25 protein-coding genes are annotated in these 16577 nt (G+C 51.6%); 19 read left to right on the forward strand and 6 right to left on the reverse strand.

From position 1 onward, the window contains the following. Positions 1–2 precede the first annotated feature (2 nt). The 14 genes from rplR (at position 3) to QZQ97_RS24260 (ending at position 7232) form a co-directional block, all read left to right on the forward strand. Positions 3–356, forward strand: coding sequence for a 50S ribosomal protein L18 (gene rplR / locus QZQ97_RS24195; RefSeq protein WP_020837234.1), 354 nt, complete (start codon positions 3–5; stop codon positions 354–356). 14 nt (positions 357–370) lie between these two features. Beyond that, the gene (gene rpsE, locus QZQ97_RS24200; protein WP_004956164.1) at positions 371–871 is read left to right on the forward strand and encodes a 30S ribosomal protein S5; all 501 of its coding nucleotides are present in this window, start codon (positions 371–373) and stop codon (positions 869–871) included. A gap of 6 nt (positions 872–877) precedes the next feature. Next, on the forward strand, positions 878–1057 hold the full coding sequence (rpmD, locus tag QZQ97_RS24205) for a 50S ribosomal protein L30 (protein ID WP_004956161.1): 180 nt from the start codon (positions 878–880) through the stop codon (positions 1055–1057). Positions 1058–1060: 3 nt separating this feature from the next. After that, positions 1061–1495 (forward strand): 50S ribosomal protein L15, encoded by a 435-nt coding sequence (gene rplO / locus QZQ97_RS24210; protein WP_004951135.1) that lies wholly within the window; start codon positions 1061–1063, stop codon positions 1493–1495. Between the two features lie 7 nt (positions 1496–1502). Next, positions 1503–2834, forward strand: a complete 1332-nt coding sequence (secY, locus tag QZQ97_RS24215) for a preprotein translocase subunit SecY (protein ID WP_004929740.1) — start codon at positions 1503–1505, stop codon at positions 2832–2834. 33 nt (positions 2835–2867) lie between these two features. After that, the gene (gene rpmJ, locus QZQ97_RS24220; protein WP_002227352.1) at positions 2868–2984 is read left to right on the forward strand and encodes a 50S ribosomal protein L36; all 117 of its coding nucleotides are present in this window, start codon (positions 2868–2870) and stop codon (positions 2982–2984) included. Positions 2985–3130: 146 nt separating this feature from the next. Continuing rightward, a complete protein-coding gene (gene rpsM, locus QZQ97_RS24225) occupies positions 3131–3487 on the forward strand; it encodes a 30S ribosomal protein S13 (protein ID WP_004951130.1) in 357 nt (118 codons plus the stop codon). 16 nt (positions 3488–3503) lie between these two features. Then, positions 3504–3893, forward strand: a complete 390-nt coding sequence (gene rpsK / locus QZQ97_RS24230) for a 30S ribosomal protein S11 (RefSeq protein WP_004951128.1) — start codon at positions 3504–3506, stop codon at positions 3891–3893. A 30-nt stretch (positions 3894–3923) separates the two neighbouring features. Continuing rightward, positions 3924–4544 carry a 30S ribosomal protein S4 gene (rpsD, locus tag QZQ97_RS24235; RefSeq protein ID WP_004951125.1) on the forward strand — a complete coding sequence of 207 codons (621 nt, stop codon included), beginning with the start codon at positions 3924–3926 and terminating at the stop codon, positions 4542–4544. A gap of 25 nt (positions 4545–4569) precedes the next feature. Next, positions 4570–5559 carry a DNA-directed RNA polymerase subunit alpha gene (locus QZQ97_RS24240; RefSeq protein ID WP_002919219.1) on the forward strand — a complete coding sequence of 330 codons (990 nt, stop codon included), beginning with the start codon at positions 4570–4572 and terminating at the stop codon, positions 5557–5559. Positions 5560–5599: 40 nt separating this feature from the next. Further along, positions 5600–5989, forward strand: coding sequence for a 50S ribosomal protein L17 (gene rplQ / locus QZQ97_RS24245; protein WP_004929726.1), 390 nt, complete (start codon positions 5600–5602; stop codon positions 5987–5989). Between the two features lie 147 nt (positions 5990–6136). After that, complete coding sequence (locus QZQ97_RS24250) at positions 6137–6505, forward strand: DUF1992 domain-containing protein (protein WP_311995473.1); 369 nt, start codon at positions 6137–6139, stop codon at positions 6503–6505. 4 nt (positions 6506–6509) lie between these two features. Further along, entirely contained in the window at positions 6510–6941 is a 432-nt protein-coding gene (zntR, locus tag QZQ97_RS24255) for a Zn(2+)-responsive transcriptional regulator (protein WP_311995474.1), read from the forward strand. Positions 6942–7025: 84 nt separating this feature from the next. After that, the gene (locus QZQ97_RS24260) at positions 7026–7232 is read left to right on the forward strand and encodes an alternative ribosome-rescue factor A (RefSeq protein ID WP_311995475.1); all 207 of its coding nucleotides are present in this window, start codon (positions 7026–7028) and stop codon (positions 7230–7232) included. A 57-nt stretch (positions 7233–7289) separates the two neighbouring features. On the opposite strand, the gene mscL is transcribed toward QZQ97_RS24260, so the two are convergent. The 5 genes from mscL to def form a co-directional block, all read right to left on the reverse strand. Continuing rightward, positions 7290–7706: a large-conductance mechanosensitive channel protein MscL gene (mscL, locus tag QZQ97_RS24265; protein ID WP_311995476.1), complete on the reverse strand. Its 417-nt coding sequence runs from the start codon at positions 7704–7706 to the stop codon at positions 7290–7292. A gap of 140 nt (positions 7707–7846) precedes the next feature. Beyond that, positions 7847–9223 carry a Trk system potassium transporter TrkA gene (trkA, locus tag QZQ97_RS24270; protein ID WP_065506705.1) on the reverse strand — a complete coding sequence of 459 codons (1377 nt, stop codon included), beginning with the start codon at positions 9221–9223 and terminating at the stop codon, positions 7847–7849. 77 nt (positions 9224–9300) lie between these two features. Next, positions 9301–10590, reverse strand: a complete 1290-nt coding sequence (rsmB, locus tag QZQ97_RS24275; RefSeq protein ID WP_311995477.1) for a 16S rRNA (cytosine(967)-C(5))-methyltransferase RsmB — start codon at positions 10588–10590, stop codon at positions 9301–9303. Positions 10591–10662: 72 nt separating this feature from the next. Beyond that, complete coding sequence (gene fmt, locus QZQ97_RS24280; RefSeq protein WP_311995478.1) at positions 10663–11607, reverse strand: methionyl-tRNA formyltransferase; 945 nt, start codon at positions 11605–11607, stop codon at positions 10663–10665. Between the two features lie 17 nt (positions 11608–11624). Next, positions 11625–12134: a peptide deformylase gene (gene def / locus QZQ97_RS24285; protein WP_065506702.1), complete on the reverse strand. Its 510-nt coding sequence runs from the start codon at positions 12132–12134 to the stop codon at positions 11625–11627. Between the two features lie 133 nt (positions 12135–12267). On the opposite strand from def, the gene dprA reads away from it, so the two are divergent. From dprA to aroE, 5 genes are read left to right on the forward strand one after another with little or no spacing between them, the layout of a single operon-like run. After that, the gene (gene dprA, locus QZQ97_RS24290; RefSeq protein WP_311995479.1) at positions 12268–13389 is read left to right on the forward strand and encodes a DNA-protecting protein DprA; all 1122 of its coding nucleotides are present in this window, start codon (positions 12268–12270) and stop codon (positions 13387–13389) included. After that, entirely contained in the window at positions 13361–13834 is a 474-nt protein-coding gene (gene smg, locus QZQ97_RS24295; protein WP_012147203.1) for a DUF494 family protein Smg, read from the forward strand. Before dprA ends, smg begins: the two co-directional genes overlap by 29 nt. 25 nt (positions 13835–13859) lie before the next feature. Further along, the gene (locus QZQ97_RS24300) at positions 13860–14405 is read left to right on the forward strand and encodes a DNA topoisomerase family protein (protein ID WP_311995480.1); all 546 of its coding nucleotides are present in this window, start codon (positions 13860–13862) and stop codon (positions 14403–14405) included. Positions 14406–14412: 7 nt separating this feature from the next. Beyond that, positions 14413–14982: an L-threonylcarbamoyladenylate synthase type 1 TsaC gene (gene tsaC / locus QZQ97_RS24305; protein ID WP_311995482.1), complete on the forward strand. Its 570-nt coding sequence runs from the start codon at positions 14413–14415 to the stop codon at positions 14980–14982. Positions 14983–14993: 11 nt separating this feature from the next. Continuing rightward, positions 14994–15812 (forward strand): shikimate dehydrogenase, encoded by an 819-nt coding sequence (aroE, locus tag QZQ97_RS24310; RefSeq protein ID WP_311995483.1) that lies wholly within the window; start codon positions 14994–14996, stop codon positions 15810–15812. 37 nt (positions 15813–15849) lie between these two features. Here the strand turns inward: aroE and QZQ97_RS24315 are convergent, their stop codons facing one another. Then, positions 15850–16392, reverse strand: a complete 543-nt coding sequence (locus QZQ97_RS24315) for a gamma carbonic anhydrase family protein (RefSeq protein WP_311995484.1) — start codon at positions 16390–16392, stop codon at positions 15850–15852. Positions 16393–16577 lie beyond the last annotated feature (185 nt).

Below are 16577 nucleotides of genomic sequence, written 5' to 3' on the forward strand. Positions count from 1 at the left end.
CTATGGATAAGAAATCTGCTCGTATCCGTCGTGCGACCCGCGCACGCCGTAAGCTCAAAGAACTGGGTGCAACCCGCCTGGTGGTACATCGTACCCCGCGTCACATTTACGCACAGGTAATTGCTCCAAATGGTTCTGAAGTACTGGTAGCAGCTTCTACTTTAGAAAAAGCTATCACTGAGCAACTGAAGTATTCCGGTAACAAAGACGCAGCAGCTGCCGTAGGTAAAACTCTGGCTGAGCGCGCGTTGGAAAAAGGGATCTCTAAAGTATCCTTTGACCGTTCCGGTTTCCAATATCATGGTCGAGTCCAGGCACTGGCAGATGCTGCCCGTGAAGCTGGCCTTCAGTTCTAAGGAAGAGGTTTAAGATGGCTCACATCGAAAAACAAGCTGGCGAACTGCAGGAAAAGCTGATCGCGGTAAACCGCGTATCTAAAACCGTAAAAGGTGGCCGTATTTTCAGCTTTACCGCACTGACAGTAGTTGGTGATGGTAACGGTCGCGTTGGTTTTGGCTACGGCAAAGCACGCGAAGTTCCGGCAGCGATCCAGAAAGCGATGGAAAAAGCCCGTCGCAACATGATGAATGTCGCGCTGAACAGCGGCACCCTGCAGCATCCTGTTAAAGGTGCTCATACGGGTTCCCGTGTGTTCATGCAGCCGGCTTCCGAAGGTACCGGTATTATTGCCGGTGGCGCAATGCGCGCCGTCCTGGAAGTCGCTGGGGTGCACAACGTATTGGCTAAAGCTTATGGTTCCACCAACCCGATCAACGTGGTTCGTGCAACTATTGATGCTTTGGCAAATATGAAGTCCCCTGAAATGGTCGCTGCCAAGCGTGGTAAATCCGTTGCAGACATTCTGGGGTAATTGACCATGGCTAAGACTATCAAAGTAACACAAGTTCGCAGCTCCATTGGCCGTCTGCCGAAGCATAAAGCTACACTGCTCGGTCTGGGTCTGCGTCGTATTGGTCACACCGTAGAGCGCGAGGATACTCCTGCTGTACGCGGTATGATCAACCTGGTTTCCTACATGGTTAAAGTTGAGGAGTAACAGATGCGTTTAAATACTCTGTCTCCGGCTGAAGGTGCCAAGCATGCGCCGAAGCGTGTAGGTCGTGGTATCGGTTCTGGCCTGGGTAAAACCGCCGGTCGTGGTCACAAAGGTCAGAACTCTCGTTCTGGCGGTGGCGTACGTCGTGGGTTTGAAGGTGGTCAGATGCCTTTATATCGTCGTTTGCCGAAATTCGGCTTTACCTCTCGCAAAGCTATGATCACGGCAGAAGTTCGTCTGTCTGAACTGGCACTTGTTGAAGGCGACGTAATCGACCTGAACGCGCTGAAAGCCGCTAACGTTGTTGGTATCCAGATCGAGTTCGTGAAAGTTATGCTTTCTGGCGAAGTCGCTCGTCCGGTTACCCTGCGTGGTCTGCGTGTCACCAAAGGCGCTCGTGCTGCTATCGAAGCTGCTGGCGGTAAAATTGAGGAATAAGTAGCAGATGGCTAAGCAACCAGGATTAGATTTTCAAAGTGCTAAAGGCGGGCTCGGCGAGCTGAAGCGCAGACTTTTGTTTGTCATCGGCGCGCTGATTGTCTTCCGTATCGGCTCTTTTATTCCGATTCCTGGTATCGATGCCACTGTGCTTGCCAAATTGCTCGAGCAGCAGAGAGGCACTATCATTGAAATGTTTAACATGTTCTCTGGTGGTGCCCTCAGCCGTGCTTCAATCTTTGCTCTGGGGATCATGCCGTATATTTCGGCATCGATCATTATCCAGCTGTTAACGGTGGTACATCCAGCGTTGGCAGAAATTAAGAAAGAAGGGGAGGCTGGCCGTCGCAAGATTAGCCAGTACACCCGTTACGGTACGCTGGTGTTGGCTATATTCCAGTCAATCGGTATTGCTACCGGTTTACCGAATATGCCTGGTATGCAGGGTCTGGTGTTAAATCCAGGCTTTGCATTCTACTTTACTGCAGTAGTTAGCTTGGTTACCGGGACAATGTTCCTTATGTGGCTGGGTGAACAGATTACTGAGCGTGGTATCGGTAACGGTATCTCGATCATTATCTTTGCAGGTATTGTAGCGGGACTACCGCCGGCAGTGGCCCATACCATTGAGCAAGCTCGGCAAGGCGACCTGCACTTCCTCCTGTTGCTGTTGGTTGCAGTATTAGTGTTTGCAGTAACCTTCTTCGTTGTTTTCATCGAACGTGGTCAACGTCGTATCGTCGTTAACTATGCGAAACGTCAACAAGGGCGTCGTGTTTATGCAGCACAGAGCACACACTTACCGCTGAAAGTGAACATGGCAGGGGTTATCCCGGCAATCTTCGCTTCCAGCATTATTCTGTTCCCTGCCACGATCGCATCATGGTTTGGGGGCGGTACCGGTTGGAACTGGCTGACAACGATTTCGCTGTATTTGCAGCCAGGGCAACCGCTTTATGTGTTACTCTATGCATCTGCAATCATCTTCTTCTGTTTCTTTTACACGGCGTTGGTTTTCAACCCGCGTGAGACAGCAGATAACCTGAAGAAGTCCGGTGCCTTCGTACCAGGAATTCGTCCGGGAGAGCAAACGGCGAAGTACATCGATAAAGTAATGACGCGTTTAACCCTGGTGGGCGCGATGTACATTACTTTCATCTGCCTGATCCCGGAGTTCATGCGTGATGCAATGAAAGTACCATTCTACTTTGGTGGTACCTCGCTACTGATCGTGGTTGTCGTCATCATGGACTTTATGGCTCAAGTGCAAACTCTGATGATGTCAAGTCAGTACGAGTCTGCATTGAAGAAAGCAAACCTGAAAGGCTATAACCGCTAATCAGGTGCGTTTGAGAAGTTACGGAGAGTAAAAATGAAAGTTCGTGCTTCCGTCAAGAAATTATGTCGTAACTGCAAAATCGTTAAGCGTAACGGTGTCGTTCGTGTGATTTGCAGCGCCGAGCCGAAGCATAAACAGCGTCAAGGCTGATTATCTCGCATATTTTTCTTGCAAAGTTGGGTTGAGCTGGCTAGATTAGCCAGCCAATCTTTTGTATGTAGCTGCAACATTATTTGAGTATCCTGAAAACGGGCTTTTCAGAATGGTGTTGCCGTATAAAATAGTAGGAGTGCATAGTGGCCCGTATAGCAGGCATTAACATTCCTGATCATAAACATACCGTTATCGCCTTAACGTCGATCTTCGGAATCGGTAAGACCCGTTCACAGTCTATCTGTGCATCTACGGGTATTGCTGAAAATGTTAAGATCAGTGAGCTGTCTGAAGAGCAAATTGAACAGCTGCGTGAAGCAGTCGCCAAATTCACTGTAGAAGGTGATTTGCGTCGTGAAGTTACCCTGAGCATCAAGCGTCTGATGGATCTTGGTACTTACCGTGGTTTGCGTCATCGTCGTGGTCTGCCAGTTCGCGGTCAGCGTACGAAGACCAACGCACGTACCCGTAAGGGTCCGCGTAAACCAATCAAGAAATAATCAGGGTGATTGAATAATGGCAAAGGCACCTGTTCGTACACGTAAGCGTGTAAGAAAACAAGTCTCTGACGGCGTGGCTCATGTCCATGCTTCTTTCAACAACACCATTGTAACTATTACCGATCGTCAGGGTAATGCATTGGGTTGGGCAACTGCCGGTGGTTCTGGTTTCCGTGGTTCTCGTAAGTCAACTCCGTTTGCAGCTCAGGTTGCAGCAGAACGTTGTGCTGACGCAGTAAAAGAATACGGTATCAAGAACCTGGAAGTTATGGTTAAGGGACCGGGTCCGGGTCGCGAATCAACTATTCGTGCTCTGAACGCCGCTGGTTTCCGCATCACTAATATTACTGATGTGACTCCTATCCCTCACAACGGTTGTCGTCCGCCGAAAAAGCGCCGCGTATAACGCTGCTTTTAGGTTAGTTGGAGAAAGAAAATGGCAAGATATTTGGGTCCTAAGCTCAAGCTTAGCCGCCGTGAGGGCACAGACCTGTTCCTGAAGTCTGGCGTTCGCGCGATCGATACCAAGTGTAAAATTGAGCAACCGCCTGGTCAACACGGTGCGCGTAAACCGCGTCTGTCTGACTACGGTGTACAGTTACGTGAAAAGCAAAAAGTTCGCCGTATGTACGGTGTTCTGGAGCGTCAATTCCGTAACTATTATAAAGAAGCAGCACGCCTGAAGGGCAACACCGGTGCAAACCTGTTGCAACTGCTGGAAGGTCGTTTGGACAACGTTGTTTACCGTATGGGCTTCGGCGCTACTCGTGCAGAGTCACGTCAGTTGGTTAGCCACAAAGCAATTATGGTAAATGGTCGCGTTGTTAACATCGCTTCTTATCAGGTATCTCCGAATGACGTAGTCAGCATCCGCGAGAAGGCTAAAAAGCAATCTCGTGTTAAAGCTTCTCTGGAGCTGGCTGAGCAGCGTGAAAAGCCGACTTGGCTGGAAGTTGATGCTGCTAAGATGGAAGGCGTGTTCAAGCGTATGCCTGAACGTACCGATCTGTCTGCGGACATTAACGAACACCTGATCGTCGAGCTTTACTCCAAGTAAAGCTTAGTACCAAAGAGAGGACACAATGCAGGGTTCTGTGACAGAGTTTCTAAAACCGCGCCTGGTAGATATCGAGCAAGTCAGTTCGACGCACGCCAAGGTGACCCTTGAGCCTTTAGAGCGTGGCTTTGGCCATACTCTTGGCAACGCACTGCGCCGTATTCTGCTTTCATCTATGCCGGGTTGCGCGGTGACCGAGGTTGAGATTGATGGTGTACTGCATGAGTACAGCACCAAAGAAGGCGTACAGGAAGATATCCTGGAGATCCTGCTCAACCTGAAAGGGCTGGCGGTGAGAGTTCAAGGCAAAGACGAAGTTATTCTTACCCTGAATAAATCTGGCATTGGCCCTGTGACCGCTGCCGACATTACCCATGATGGTGATGTCGAAATCGTCAAGCCTCAGCATGTGATCTGCCACCTGACCGATGAGAACGCTGCTATCAGCATGCGTATCAAAGTTCAGCGCGGTCGTGGTTACGTGCCGGCTTCTGCCCGAATTCATTCGGAAGAAGATGAGCGCCCGATCGGTCGTCTGTTGGTTGACGCCTGCTATAGCCCTGTAGAGCGTATTGCCTACAATGTTGAAGCAGCGCGTGTAGAACAGCGTACTGACCTGGACAAGCTGGTTATCGAAATGGAAACCAATGGCACGATCGATCCTGAAGAGGCGATCCGCCGTGCGGCAACCATCCTGGCTGAACAACTTGAAGCTTTCGTTGATTTACGTGATGTTCGTCAACCAGAAGTTAAAGAAGAGAAACCAGAATTCGATCCGATCCTGCTGCGCCCTGTTGACGATCTGGAATTGACTGTCCGCTCTGCTAACTGCCTTAAGGCAGAAGCTATCCACTACATCGGTGATCTGGTACAGCGTACCGAGGTTGAGTTGCTGAAAACGCCGAACCTGGGTAAAAAATCTCTTACTGAGATTAAAGACGTGCTGGCTTCACGTGGTCTGTCACTGGGCATGCGCCTGGAAAACTGGCCACCGGCAAGCATTGCTGACGAGTAACCGGATCACAGGTTAAGGTTTTACTGAGAAGGATAAGGTCATGCGCCATCGTAAGAGTGGTCGTCAACTGAACCGTAACAGCAGCCACCGCCAGGCTATGTTCCGTAACATGGCCGGCTCTTTGGTTCGTCATGAGATCATCAAGACGACCCTGCCAAAAGCGAAAGAGCTGCGTCGCGTTGTTGAGCCGCTGATTACTCTTGCCAAGACCGACAGCGTAGCTAATCGTCGTCTGGCATTCGCCCGCACTCGTGATAACGAGATCGTGGCAAAACTGTTTAACGAGCTGGGCCCGCGTTTTGCGAGCCGTGCCGGTGGTTACACTCGCATTCTGAAGTGTGGCTTCCGCGCAGGCGACAACGCGCCGATGGCATACATCGAGCTGGTTGATCGTGCTGAGTCTCAAGCAGAAGTGGCAACTGCAGAGTAATCTGTAGAAGCGTAAAAAAACCGGGCTTGCCCGGTTTTTTTACGTCCAGAGCTAGACGAACATACTCTCTTCCCCCGTAAGACTTAAGATCCCCTCCTCTATCCGCTATGCTAACGCTATTAATCAGGTCAACTGAGGGATCCTGTTATGTGGTTACTTGATGAATGGGCGGAGCGCCATATTCGTGATGCACAAGCCAAAGGTGAACTGGACAATTTGCCGGGGCGAGGACAGCCGCTTAAGTTGGATGATGACAGCGCTGTACCCGCTGAATTGCGTTCAGGGTTCCGCTTGCTTAAAAACGCCGGTTACTTGCCTGCGGCGCTTGAAGACCGTAAAGAGGCGTTAACTGTTGCCCGTTTACTCCTGGAGATTAACAGCGAGCATCCAGACTATACCAGCCTTAGCAAACGCATGGCTTTGCTAGAATATCGCTTACGGCAGGCGGGAATGAGCACTGATTTTTTACACGGTGAGTACCAGCGGACATTAAACGAGAAATTCACACTGGAGTAGAGAGATGTTTAAGATTGGTCAACTGGCAAAGCTTGCTGACGTAACGCCGGATACCGTGCGCTATTACGAAAAGCAGGGAATGATGGACCATAACGTTCGTACTGAGGGCGGTTATCGGTTATACAACGATCAAGACCTGCAGCGCCTGCGTTTTATCCGCTATGCCAAGCAACTTGGTTTTACTTTGGAAACTATTGCCGAACTGCTATCGATCCGAGTTGATCCAGAGCATCATACCTGCCAGGAATCTAAATCGATCGTTGATGCACGGCTTGGTGAGGTAGAGAATAAATTGACCGAGTTGATGCGGATGCGCGAATCGTTGAAACGGTTGAGCGATGCCTGCTGCGGTACCGCCCATACCAGCAACTACTGTTCAATTTTGGAGGCGCTGGAGCAGGGGGCCAGTGACGAAAAGGCAAAAAAAGGCACGTAAAAGAACCCGGAGGTCTTTAATTTTTATACGTCCGGCAGTATTATCGGCTCGTTTTATAACCCTAGTTTCAACAGGAGCATTACCGTGACCAAATACCGTCATACTAAAGGCCAGATACAGGACAACGCGATTGAAGCACTGCTGCATGATCCCTTATTTCGCCAACGGATAGAGAAAAACAGTAAAGGGAAGGGCAGCTATCGGCGTAAAGACAAACACGCAAAAGGTGGTAACTGGGAGGCCAGTGGCAAGTTATCTAATGATAGTTTGCCACTGGCCTTCTGGTTTTAAGACATTAAAAAAGCCATCTGGATATGATGGCTTTTTATTAGTGCAAGACAAATGGCGTTACAGTTTTGGCTGCTGCTGTTGGCTCAGTAAATCACGGATTTCAGTCAGTAGTTTTTCTTCTGCAGTCGGTGCCGGAGGTGCTGCAGGCTCTTCTGCCTGCTTGCGACGCATTTTGTTCATTAATTTAATGGCCAGGAAAATAGCGAAGGCAACGATAACGAAGTCAAAAACGGACTGGATAAATGAACCATAGTTCATTACTACTGCGGGTACCGCACCTTGAGCTTCACGTAATATCAAATGGAATTGTTTGAAATCGACGCCGCCGATCAGTAAACCCAGCGGTGGCATGATGATATCTGCAACGAAGGACGATACGATTTTACCGAAAGCAGCACCGATAATCACACCTACTGCCAGATCAACCACGTTGCCACGCATGGCAAATTCGCGGAATTCTTTTAACATACTCATAGCACACCCCTCAAAGAAATTAATAACACAATTTTAACAAAGCAATTTCCCTTTGCCACAATCAGGAGATAAAAGTCTTTATCTCTTCCCATGGCAGCGAATATCTACCTGATTATAGACTATCGGCTAATACATTTGTTCTACAGGAAGAATGGGCTTGGCTGGAACAAGCGCTCAACGTCAGGAACGTACTTTTTGTCAGTAATAAACATAATGACATGGTCGCCCTGTTCAATCTTGCTGCTGCCATTGGCAATAATAACGTCGTCTCCCCGCACAATCGCGCCAATGGTGGTACCTGGTGGCAATTTAATATCTTCAACGATGCGGCCAACCACTTTTGAAGTACTTTCGTCACCGTGCGCGATGGCTTCGATAGCTTCCGCTACGCCGCGGCGTAGCGATGAAACGCTGACGATATCCGCTTTACGTACATGGCCTAACAATGCGGAAATCGTCGCCTGCTGTGGGGATATAGCAATATCGATCACACTGCCTTGCACCAGATCGACATAGGCGCGGCGCTGAATCAGCACCATTACTTTTTTGGCGCCCATGCGTTTGGCTAGCATGGCGGACATAATGTTGGCTTCGTCATCATTGGTAATAGCAATAAAGACGTCCACCTGATCAACGTGCTCTTCCGCCAGCAGTTCCTGGTCAGAGGCATCGCCATAAAACACGATGGTGTCATGCAATTGCTCGGCCAGCTCTGCCGCACGTTGCTGATTACGTTCAATCAGCTTCACGTTGTAAGATTTTTCTAACCGTTGCGCCAAGCCTGCACCTACATTGCCGCCACCGACAATCATGATACGTTTATAAGGTTTTTCCAGCCGCTGCAGTTCACTCATCACGGCACGAATGTGCTGTGAAGCGGCAACAAAAAACACTTCGTCCCCGGCTTCGATAATGGTAGAGCCCTGTGGACGAATCGGCCGGTCCTGGCGGAAGATAGCGGCGACGCGAGTATCAATGTGCGGCATATGCTCGCGCATTGCGGACAATGCGTTACCTACCAGCGGGCCGCCGTAGTAGGCTTTTACCGCAGCAATGCTGACCTTGCCTTCGGCAAAATTGACCACCTGTAGCGCGCCCGGGTATTCAATTAATTTATAGATGTAATCAATAACCAGCTGTTCCGGTGAAATCAGATGATCAATAGGTACGGCTTCCGGCTGAAATAGCTTCTCCGATTCGCGGATATATTCCGGCGCTCGGATACGTGCAATGCGGTTAGGCGTATTAAACAGCGAGTAGGCAATCTGGCAGGCAATCATGTTGGTTTCGTCAGAGTTGGTAACGGCGACCAACATATCTGCGTCTTCTGCACCTGCCTCACGCAACACGCGCGGGTGGGAGCCATATCCCTGAACGACCCGTAGATCAAATTTATCCTGTAACTGACGCAGGCGGCCTGAATCGGTATCCACGACGGTGATATCGTTATTTTCACCCACCAGGTTTTCTGCCAGCGTTCCGCCAACCTGACCTGCACCAAGAATAATTATTTTCATTTGGTTCTCTGCTTCACACTGAAACCGCTGAATATTATCTGAAAGGGCGCAACAAGCGCACCCTTAGCACTGAATTGCTACATTTTAATCAGCTTAGCGTAAAAGAAGCCATCCCCATCCTCTGGATGCGGAAGATTCTGTCGACCGGGTTGCTGTTCGTCACCCGTTTCAACCAACCTGGCATCGGAATGACGCTGGAGGAAGGCGGCAATTTGCTCAGCGTTCTCCGCCGGCAGGATAGAACAGGTGGCATACACCATCACACCACCGTTTTTGAGATGTGGCCAAATGGCATCAATGATCTCTGCCTGGAGCTTTGCCAATTCAGCGATGTCACTGTCGCGGCGCAGCCATTTGATATCTGGATGGCGGCGGATCACACCGGTAGCTGAGCAGGGTGCGTCCAGTAAAATGCGATCGAATTGCTTATCACCACACCATTGTTGCGGGGTGCGGCCATCACCCAATTTCACTTCGGCGTGTAAACGCAGGCGCTGCAGGTTTTCTTTGACCCGACCGAGGCGTTGTTCATCGATATCGACGGCCATCACATGGGCTTTAGGGGCTGCCTCCAGAATGTGAGTTGTTTTACCGCCGGGAGCCGCACACAGGTCAAGGATCCGCTCCCCGTCTTGGGGATCCAGCAGATCGATACAGCCTTGCGCGGAGGCATCTTGCACAGTGACCCAGCCTTCGGCAAAACCAGGTAGATCGGTAACGGCGCAGGGGGAGAGCAGACGCAGCGCATCAGGGTATTCTGCATGCGGTTCGGCGGCAATACCTGCCTGTTCCATCAGTTGCAAGTAACCTTCGCGAGTGTGATGAAGGCGGTTGACGCGCAGCCACATCGGCGGTTTCTGGTTATTGGCATCAATAATCTGCTCCCACTGATCAGGATAAGCTTGTTGGATGCGCTTTAATAGCCAACTTGGGTGGAGGTAGCGGCTGTCGTTATTGGCGGCGCGCTGCAGTAATTCTTCCTGCTGGCGCTGGAACTGGCGTAACACGCCATTGATCAGACCCTTAAGCTGTGGCCGTTTCAGTGCCACTGCGCCTTCCACTGTTTCCGCCAACACTGCGTGAGCAGGGATACGGGTATACAGCAGCTGATATAAGCCAACCATCAGCAAATAATGCAGCGTGCGCTGCTTGCCAGTCATTGGTTTTGCCATTAATTGCTGAATACACCATTCAAGCTGCGGCAGCACACGCAGGGTGCCGAAGCACAATTCCTGCAACAGCGCGCGGTCCTTGTCCGAAATGGTCTTTTGCAGTGCCGGCAGGACAGTACTGAGTGACTGCCCTTGATCCAACACCTGGCCGATGGCTTTTGCAGCATGGCTTCGGAGATTGTAATTGTTTTTCATAGGCTAAAGCTGATAACGATCGGTATTAAGAGAGAAACAGCCCGACGGTGATCGGTCGGGCAGTGGGGGGCTTTATAACCGGTTGCCCGGTGTAAACCATTCGCGACGTGAGTTCAGGAGATCTTGCGCCGACATGGGTTTTTTACCCGCTGGTTGCAACTGCGTCAGGTTAAGGATCCCGTCAGCGGTAGCCACCTGAATACCGTGTTTGTCGGCATGGATGATGGTGCCTGGCTCTGCGCCAGGCGTTTCCGCCAGCACCGTCGCCTGCCACACTTTCACCGGTTGATCGTCAATGGTGAAATAGCTGACTGGCCATGGATTAAAGGCACGAATGCAGCGTTCAAGCTGTGCGGCGGACAGGTGCCAGTCCAGTCGGGCCTCTTCCTTGCTCAACTTCTCGGCGTAAGTGACAAGTGTTTCATCTTGCACTTCACGTTGTGCCGTACCTTCGGCCATTTGCTGCAGCGTGGTCAGCATGCCTTCCGGGCCGAGTTTTGCCAGCTTGTCGTACAGGCTGGCGCTGGTGTCATCGGCCTCAATCGGGCAGGCGATCTTGTGCATCATATCGCCTGTGTCCAAGCCCACGTCCATCTGCATGATGGTGACGCCGGTTTCGCTGTCGCCGGCCCAGAGTGAACGTTGAATTGGGGCTGCACCACGCCAACGCGGCAACAGTGAACCGTGTACGTTGATGCAACCAAGGCGCGGCATATCCAGCACCGCTTTAGGCAGGATCAGGCCATAGGCCACCACCACCATTACATCGGCGTTGAGATCGGCAACCAGATGCTGGTTCTCTTCCGGGCGCAATGATTTGGGTTGAAACACCGGCAGTTGGTGCTGTTGTGCCAGTACCTTAACCGGGCTGGGCGTCAGTTTGTTACCTCGGCCTGCTGGACGATCAGGTTGGGTAAATACCCCGACAATCTGGTGCCCAGATGACAACAGCGCGTCAAGGTGACGCGCTGCGAAGTCTGGAGTTCCGGCAAAAATAATCCGTAAAGTGTCAGACACGTTGATTTCCTGCTCGGTTAGGCGCGTGCGTTCAGCTTGGCCATTTTTTCCAGTTTCTGACGGATACGCTGGCGCTTCAGCGGCGACAAATAATCGACGAACAGCTTGCCCATCAGGTGATCCATTTCGTGCTGGATACAGATGGCCAACAGGTCATCGGCTTCGAGCTCAAAAGGTTTGCCGTCACGGTCCAGCGCTCTGATTTTCACATTGGCGGCGCGCGGAACTAATGCACGCTGCTCAGGAATGGAAAGACAGCCTTCTTCGATCCCGGTCTCACCGCTTTTTTCCAGCAGTTCCGGGTTGATCAGCACGAGGCGCTGATCGCGGTTCTCAGAAACGTCAATGACGATAATCCGCTGATGGATATCCACCTGCGTTGCAGCCAGGCCAATGCCTTCCTCTGCGTACATGGTTTCAAACATATCATCCACGATGCGCTGGATAGTCGCATTGACTTCTTTTACCGGGGCCGCAACTTTGCGTAGCCGCTCGTCTGGGTAATGTAATACCTGCAATACTGACATATATCTTGAGATCTGTTTCCGAGTGATAAACGAGGTTTAGCTTCTATTCTAGACATTTCCCGGCCTGATTGACAGCATTGCGCACCAATTGCTCGAATTGATAAAACCACCGTTTTCTGCGAGGGAGCTGGCGATGCAGGCAGAGGAAATTGGCTTACGGATGCACGGCGTTACTGGATTGGGTGCCGCTCAGGCTAGTCAGATGATACGGCAAATGGTCGCGGCAGGGGGCGATCCTTATCGTTTGTTACGGTCATTGGGGCTGAATGACCGGCAGCAGACGCAATTTCGCCAGATGGAGCCGCGTTATCTTGCTGCCACGCTCGCTTGGCTGGATCAGCCCGACAGCGTGCTGTTGATCTATGGTGAGGCCGGTTACCCCGAACAATTGCTTCCTGTCGACGATGCCCCGCTACTGTTGTTGGTAAAGGGCAACCCAGAGGCCTTGCTGCAACCGCAAATCGCCATGGTCGGCAGTCGTCAGTTCAGTCATTACGGCGAACATTGGGGCAGCTATTTTTCCACCGGGCTGGTGCATTGCGGCTTTACCATCACCAGCGGGTTGGCCATCGGTATTGATGGCATCTGTCACCGTGCGGCGCTGGAGGCGGAAGGAAGTACCGTGGCCGTGCTGGGGAGCGGTCTTGCCAATATCTATCCGCGCCGCCATCGTCACTTGGCCGAACAAATTGTCGAACACGGCGGGGCGGTAATCTCGGAATATCTGGTTACCGACCTGCCAATGGCCGACCACTTTCCGCGTCGTAATCGCATTATTAGCGGCCTAAGCCTGGGCGTGGTGGTGATTGAAGCCTCATTACGGAGCGGAACGCTGATTACAGCCCGTTATGCGCTGGAACAAGGTCGTGAAGTCTTCGCGCTCCCTGGCGCTCTGGGCAACCCGATGAGTGAAGGAACGCATTGGTTGATCCAACAAGGAGCCTACCTGGTCACGGGGCCGAAAGAGATCGCTGAACAACTGGGAAGCGGCCTGCATTGGCTATCGTTGAACGAAAATACAACTATTTGTGCGTCTGAGGCCGAAGTTGAATTGCCATTTGCTGATGTGTTGGCTAACGTAGGAGATGAGGTGACACCTGTTGACGTCGTCGCTGAACGTGCCGGCCAGCCTGTGCCAGAAGTGGTAATCAAGTTACTCGATCTGGAGTTAGCAGGGTGGATCGCAGCTGTACCCGGCGGCTATGTCCGAATAAGGAGGGCAGGCCATGTTCGACGTACTCATGTACTTGTTTGAAACTTATATCCACAATGAACCAGAGATGCGCGTCGATCAGGATCAACTGACCGATGATCTCGCTCAGGCGGGGTTTCATCGGGATGATATCTACAACGCGTTGAATTGGCTTGAAAAACTTGCTGACCTGCAGGAAGGCGAAAATGCGCCATATTTTATGGATGCCGATCCGCTGGCAATGCGGATTTACACCGAAGAAGAAGGCGTGCGTTTGGATGCCAGTTGCCGTGGTTTCCTCCTGTTCCTTGAACAGATTCAAGTATTGAACCTCGAAACCCGTGAAATGGTTATCGATCGTGTTATGGCTTTAGATAACACGGAATTCGATCTCGAAGATCTGAAATGGGTGGTGCTGATGGTGTTGTTTAATATCCCTGGATATGAGAGCGCCTATCAGCAAATGGAAGAACTGTTGTTTGAAGTAAACGAAGGTTATCTGCACTGAGCCGGTAACACGCATAGAAGATGTTATGACAAAAACAGCGATTTTTGCCGCCAGGCAAAATGAACCCTGTCCGGAATGCGGGGCCGAGTTGGTGATCCGCAGTGGTCGCCACGGCCCCTTTCTCGGCTGTTCTCGTTATCCCGAATGCCAATATATCCGGCCGCTTAAAGCGCAGGCCGATGGCCATATTGTCAAGGTGTTGGAGGGGCAGGAGTGCCCGAAATGCCAGGCAACCTTGGTGTTGCGGCAGGGACGTTACGGCATGTTTGTCGGCTGCAGCAACTATCCGGAGTGCGATCACACTGAAGTGATCGACAAGCCGGATGAAACCAGCATCAGCTGTCCGCAATGCGGACAGGGGAAATTGCTGCAGCGCAAGTCACGCTACGGCAAGGTATTCCATTCCTGCGATCGCTATCCTGAATGCCAATTTGCCCTCAATTTTAAACCTGTCGCCGGTGAGTGCGAATACTGCCACTACCCACTGCTGATGGAAAAACGCACGGCAAAAGGGCCAACCCTTTGCTGCGCCAGTAAACTTTGCGGAAAACCCGTAGTCACCACAGAATAATGACATCATGAGCTCTGAATTCACTTCTATCTTAACGCCAATGATTGACGCGCTGCATAACCAGCGGGTCATTGCTTACCCGACCGAGGCGGTATTTGGCCTGGGGTGCGATCCTGACAGCGAGCAGGCGGTCAACGCCTTATTGGCTCTGAAACAGCGACCCTGGGAAAAAGGGCTGATCCTGATTGCGGCTGATTATGCGCAGCTAACACCTTATATTGATGATGAGGCTCTGAGCGAACAGCAGCGCGCTGCGATGTTTGCCACTTGGCCAGGCCCAGTGACCTGGGTTATTCCCGCCAGGCCTGAAACGCCTCGGCTGCTGACCGGCCGTTTCAATTCATTGGCGGTGCGTGTCAGCGATCATCCATTGGTGCAACAACTGTGCCGGCAGTTTGGTAAACCGCTGGTGTCGACCAGCGCCAATCTTAGCGGGCAAGAGCCTTGCCGTAGCGCCGATGAGGTCCTGCAACAGTTTGGCTCCGCGTTCCCGGTGTTAGCCGGCCGCGTAGGCGGTCGTCTTAATCCTTCCGAAATCAGAGATGTCTTGACCGGTGAGCAGATCCGTCAGGGCTAGAGGTTATATGCATGGAGAAGTTTGCGGTATTCGGCAACCCTATCGGCCACAGTAAATCTCCGCGTATTCATGCGCTGTTTGCCGCTCAGACCGGATTGGAACATCCTTACGGTAGAGTGCTGGCGCCGCTCGACGGTTTTGAAACCACTCTGCAGGCCTTTATCCAGGCGGGCGGTCAAGGAGCTAACGTCACGGTCCCCTTTAAAGAGCATGCCTATAAGGTTGCCACGGAGCTGAGCGAGCGAGCTTCGCTGGCGGGTGCGGTAAATACGCTGAAAGTGCTGCCAGAAGGCCGCCTGCTGGGCGATAACACCGATGGGATCGGTTTGTTGACCGATCTTGAACGCCAGAAGTTGATCCAGCCGAATGATCGTATTTTGCTGGTGGGAGCTGGTGGCGCGGCACGCGGGGTGATCCTGCCGCTCTTGTCCTTTGGCTGTGAGGTAGTTATCGTCAACCGTACTTTCAGCCGTGCGCAACTGCTGGCGCAAGCATTCCAGCATCTGGGCGAAATATCCGCATTGCCAATGGATAAACTTGGTCAACGGCAGTTTGATTTAGTGATCAACGCCACTGCGTCTGGCATCAGCGGAGAGATCCCGGCATTGCCTACCGGTACGGTTAACGCGCATACCCGCTGTTATGACATGTTTTATCAACAGGGATTAACACCGTTTTTGGCCTGGGCGCAGCAACAGGGCGCGAAAGAGTATGCCGACGGTTTGGGGATGTTGGTGGGGCAGGCTGCCCATTCGTTCCTGTTGTGGCATGGCGTTATGCCGGAAATCGAACCGGTGCTGCGCCAACTGCGCAGCGAATTGGTGGCATAGGTCGCTTCCCGTTCCCTTTATAAGGAAACGGGATCTTTCAGATGTCTTCCGACAGATATTCGTCTTTCCAGCGTACGTAGTTATTTGAAGAGTAAAGCAGCCCTTCTAATTCAGCGGTGCTCAGCGGGCGAATTTGGCGAGCCGGGCTGCCCATATAGAGATAACCGCTTGTCAGACGTTTGCCCGGAGCTACCAGGCTTCCGGCACCAATCATCACATCATCTTCTATTACTGCTCCATCCAGCAGGATCGATCCCATCCCTACCAGTACTCGGTTGCCGACCGCGCAGCCGTGCAACATCGCTTTATGGCCGACGGTAACGTCTTCACCAATCAACAATGGGTAGCCTTCGGGGTTATGATCAGATTTATGGGTAACATGCAGCACGCTGCCATCTTGAATATTACTACGTGCACCGATCTTTACGGCGTTCACATCACCGCGAATGGCAACCAATGGCCAGATACTGACGTCATCAGCCAGTTCAACGTTGCCGATCACTACGCTGGAAGGGTCGATCATCACGCGTTGGCCCAGTTGAGGAGAGTAATGAAGATAAGAACGTACTGCATCGGACATGAAAATAACCTCAGATCAGGATCATATTTACCGGCAATACTAGACGTTGGCGGTGGAATTACAACCAATGGAAGCGACGGATCCTGCGAAAAATGGCCCTGTTCGCGCAAGATCCACCCGAAAGGGCTGAAAAGTGTGCAAACGGAAAGAAAAGATCAAGAAAGGGGTTGTGCAAAAAACTCGGA

This window comes from Serratia sp. root2 (assembly GCF_031931805.1).
Taxonomy (GTDB): Bacteria; Pseudomonadota; Gammaproteobacteria; order Enterobacterales; family Enterobacteriaceae; genus Serratia; species Serratia inhibens.

Coding starts and splice junctions, on each gene's coding strand:
- rplR (WP_020837234.1), top strand. CDS start 3: ATGGATAAGAAATCTGCTCGTATCCGTCGTGCGACCCGCGCACGCCGT.
- rpsE (WP_004956164.1), top strand. CDS start 371: ATGGCTCACATCGAAAAACAAGCTGGCGAACTGCAGGAAAAGCTGATC.
- rpmD (WP_004956161.1), top strand. CDS start 878: ATGGCTAAGACTATCAAAGTAACACAAGTTCGCAGCTCCATTGGCCGT.
- rplO (WP_004951135.1), top strand. CDS start 1,061: ATGCGTTTAAATACTCTGTCTCCGGCTGAAGGTGCCAAGCATGCGCCG.
- secY (WP_004929740.1), top strand. CDS start 1,503: ATGGCTAAGCAACCAGGATTAGATTTTCAAAGTGCTAAAGGCGGGCTC.
- rpmJ (WP_002227352.1), top strand. CDS start 2,868: ATGAAAGTTCGTGCTTCCGTCAAGAAATTATGTCGTAACTGCAAAATC.
- rpsK (WP_004951128.1), top strand. CDS start 3,504: ATGGCAAAGGCACCTGTTCGTACACGTAAGCGTGTAAGAAAACAAGTC.
- rpsD (WP_004951125.1), top strand. CDS start 3,924: ATGGCAAGATATTTGGGTCCTAAGCTCAAGCTTAGCCGCCGTGAGGGC.
- QZQ97_RS24240 (WP_002919219.1), top strand. CDS start 4,570: ATGCAGGGTTCTGTGACAGAGTTTCTAAAACCGCGCCTGGTAGATATC.
- rplQ (WP_004929726.1), top strand. CDS start 5,600: ATGCGCCATCGTAAGAGTGGTCGTCAACTGAACCGTAACAGCAGCCAC.
- QZQ97_RS24250 (WP_311995473.1), top strand. CDS start 6,137: ATGTGGTTACTTGATGAATGGGCGGAGCGCCATATTCGTGATGCACAA.
- zntR (WP_311995474.1), top strand. CDS start 6,510: ATGTTTAAGATTGGTCAACTGGCAAAGCTTGCTGACGTAACGCCGGAT.
- mscL (WP_311995476.1), bottom strand. CDS start 7,706: ATGAGTATGTTAAAAGAATTCCGCGAATTTGCCATGCGTGGCAACGTG.
- trkA (WP_065506705.1), bottom strand. CDS start 9,223: ATGAAAATAATTATTCTTGGTGCAGGTCAGGTTGGCGGAACGCTGGCA.
- rsmB (WP_311995477.1), bottom strand. CDS start 10,590: ATGAAAAACAATTACAATCTCCGAAGCCATGCTGCAAAAGCCATCGGC.
- def (WP_065506702.1), bottom strand. CDS start 12,134: ATGTCAGTATTGCAGGTATTACATTACCCAGACGAGCGGCTACGCAAA.
- dprA (WP_311995479.1), top strand. CDS start 12,268: ATGCAGGCAGAGGAAATTGGCTTACGGATGCACGGCGTTACTGGATTG.
- smg (WP_012147203.1), top strand. CDS start 13,361: ATGTTCGACGTACTCATGTACTTGTTTGAAACTTATATCCACAATGAA.
- QZQ97_RS24300 (WP_311995480.1), top strand. CDS start 13,860: ATGACAAAAACAGCGATTTTTGCCGCCAGGCAAAATGAACCCTGTCCG.
- tsaC (WP_311995482.1), top strand. CDS start 14,413: ATGAGCTCTGAATTCACTTCTATCTTAACGCCAATGATTGACGCGCTG.
- aroE (WP_311995483.1), top strand. CDS start 14,994: ATGGAGAAGTTTGCGGTATTCGGCAACCCTATCGGCCACAGTAAATCT.
- QZQ97_RS24315 (WP_311995484.1), bottom strand. CDS start 16,392: ATGTCCGATGCAGTACGTTCTTATCTTCATTACTCTCCTCAACTGGGC.